Raw genomic sequence first — 2,156 nt, forward strand, 5'->3', positions numbered from 1 at the left:
GAACCACAGGATCATCGGGAGATCTCCGGCATGTTCATGGCGCTCTTGAGATCCGCCCCGCGCTTCTCGACGACGCCCACGAGCACACCGTCCTCGTCGATCGCCGCGGCCAGGCTGCCGCTCAGCCGATCGGCCCGACCCGCGAGCCGCTTGCCATGACGCAGATCTCTGGCATCGGCCGTCGAGACCTGCAGCGGATCGAGAACTCTCGCGGCGGCGGCAGCGGGCGTCAGCAGTTCGGCCTCGGCGAGATCATCGATGTCAGCGGCGTCCGCCACGTCGAAGTCCCCGACCCTGGTGCGCCGCAACGCCGTGAGGTGTCCGCCCACACCCAGATCGATCCCCAGATCTCGCGCCAGAGAACGGATGTAGGTGCCCGATGAGCAGTCGACGACGACGTCGAGATCCATGAAGCCGTCGCCGATGCGCCGGTCGATGACGTCGAATCGCGAGACGGTCACGTCACGCGGTGCGAGTACGACCTCCTCCCCCGCGCGAACCCGATCGTAGGCACGACGCCCGTCGACCTTGATGGCCGACACGGAACTGGGAACCTGCGAGATCGCCCCCGTCAGTGCGGAGACGCCGGCCGACACTCGCTCAGGTGTCACAGACGCCCATGCCGACTCGGGCGCTCGAGTGAGGATGTCACCGTCGGCATCATCCGTGCCTGTGGTCTGCCCCAGTCGGATCGTCGCTTCGTAGGTCTTGTCGGCCCCGACGATGTAGGTGAGCAGACGAGTCGCACCCTCGACGCCGATCACGAGCAGCCCCGTGGCCATCGGATCGAGTGTGCCGGCGTGACCGACCTTGCGGGTGCCGAGCGCGCGACGAGTGCGTGCGACGACATCATGGCTGGTCAGGCCAGCGGGCTTGTCGACGAGGAGGATGCCGGGCGAGACCATCCCCCCAGCCTACGATGCGACCCCGCCTCAGCCGCACACCGCGTAGGACGACTGCTCCCTCGTCGTGTTCGCATAGGCTGTCGAGGTGGCCCCGACTTCGCATCCCGACGCCGCGGAATCACTGCCTCTGACGAGATGGTATCGACTCGCCGCGCGAGACCTGCCGTGGCGGCGTCCGCGATTCCACGACGACTTCGGCGCCTGGGGCACCCTGGTCAGCGAGTTCATGCTGCAGCAGACCCCGGTGAACCGCGTGATTCCCCACCTCGAGGCATGGCTCGATCGATGGCCGACCCCCACCGCGATGGCTGCCGCGACGCCGGCCGAGGTGGTGCAGCAGTGGGCCAACCTCGGCTATCCGCGTCGCGCACTGTGGTTGCATCGGGCCGCCGTCGAGATCGCTCAACGTCATGACGGAGTCGTCCCGCGCGACGTCGACGCTCTGCTCCAGCTCTCGGGCATCGGCGACTACACGGCCCGAGCAGTGGCGGTCTTCGCATATGGAGATCGACACCCCGTGGTCGACACGAACACGCGTCGGGTCCTCGCGCGCGCCGTTCTCGGTCAGGCGCAGCCGGGACCGCCGTCCCGCCGAGATCTCGCCCTGATGGATTCCCTGCTCCCGACCGACGTGACGGAGGCGGCGGTCTTCAACGCCGCGGCGATGGAACTCGGAGCCACCGTGTGCACCGCACGGTCGCCCCGCTGCGAGATGTGCCCGCTGGTCGGCGCCTGCGCATGGGTCGCGGCGGGGCGCCCTGACACCGGAGACACCCGTCGTCGCCAGGCGGCGTTCGAGGGGTCTGACCGGCAGGCCAGAGGCGCGGTGCTTCGCATGCTGCGGACGGCTGCGCCCGACCCTGTCCTCATCGACAGCGTGCTGCCCGATTGGCCGGACCCTCTTCAGCGCGACCGCGCGATCGACTCTCTGATCGCCGACGGACTCGCAGAGGCCGATGGCGAGATGCTGTCGCTTCCTCGCTGACGAGGAGTGGCGCGGCCGCCCTGCTCAGACGAACTGCCCGATGCGGTGGGCGAGGACGGTGAGTTCGACGCGCGTCTTGACCTCGAGCTTCGCGAACACCCGGCCGAGGTGCACCTCGACCGTGCGCACCGACACATGGAGCGAGTCGGCGATGTCGCGATTCGGCGCTCCGCCGACCGCGAGCATCGCCACCTCGAGTTCGCGAGCGGTCAACACGGACTCCCACACCCGCCGGCACGCCCCGAGCGGATCTCCGGCGGCCGCCG

Annotated in this window: 3 protein-coding genes; 1 reads left to right on the forward strand and 2 read right to left on the reverse strand. The window is 69.0% G+C overall.

Annotated elements, in window-relative coordinates; all coding sequences use genetic code 11:
• Positions 1–11: 11 nt before the first annotated feature.
• Positions 12–905, reverse strand: a complete 894-nt coding sequence (gene truB / locus J7E68_RS06360) for a tRNA pseudouridine(55) synthase TruB (RefSeq protein ID WP_215170916.1) — start codon at positions 903–905, stop codon at positions 12–14.
• 85 nt (positions 906–990) lie between these two features.
• Here truB and J7E68_RS06365 point away from each other — a divergent pair, with 85 nt between their 5' ends.
• Positions 991–1,890, forward strand: a complete 900-nt coding sequence (locus J7E68_RS06365; protein ID WP_396652487.1) for an A/G-specific adenine glycosylase — start codon at positions 991–993, stop codon at positions 1,888–1,890.
• 24 nt (positions 1,891–1,914) lie between these two features.
• Here the strand turns inward: J7E68_RS06365 and J7E68_RS06370 are convergent.
• A partial coding sequence (locus J7E68_RS06370; protein ID WP_215170918.1) for a response regulator transcription factor occupies positions 1,915–2,156 on the reverse strand: 242 nt, incomplete at its 5' end.

Origin of the sequence: Microbacterium sp. ISL-103 (assembly GCF_018613995.1) — a bacterium.
Taxonomy (GTDB): domain Bacteria; phylum Actinomycetota; class Actinomycetes; order Actinomycetales; family Microbacteriaceae; genus Microbacterium.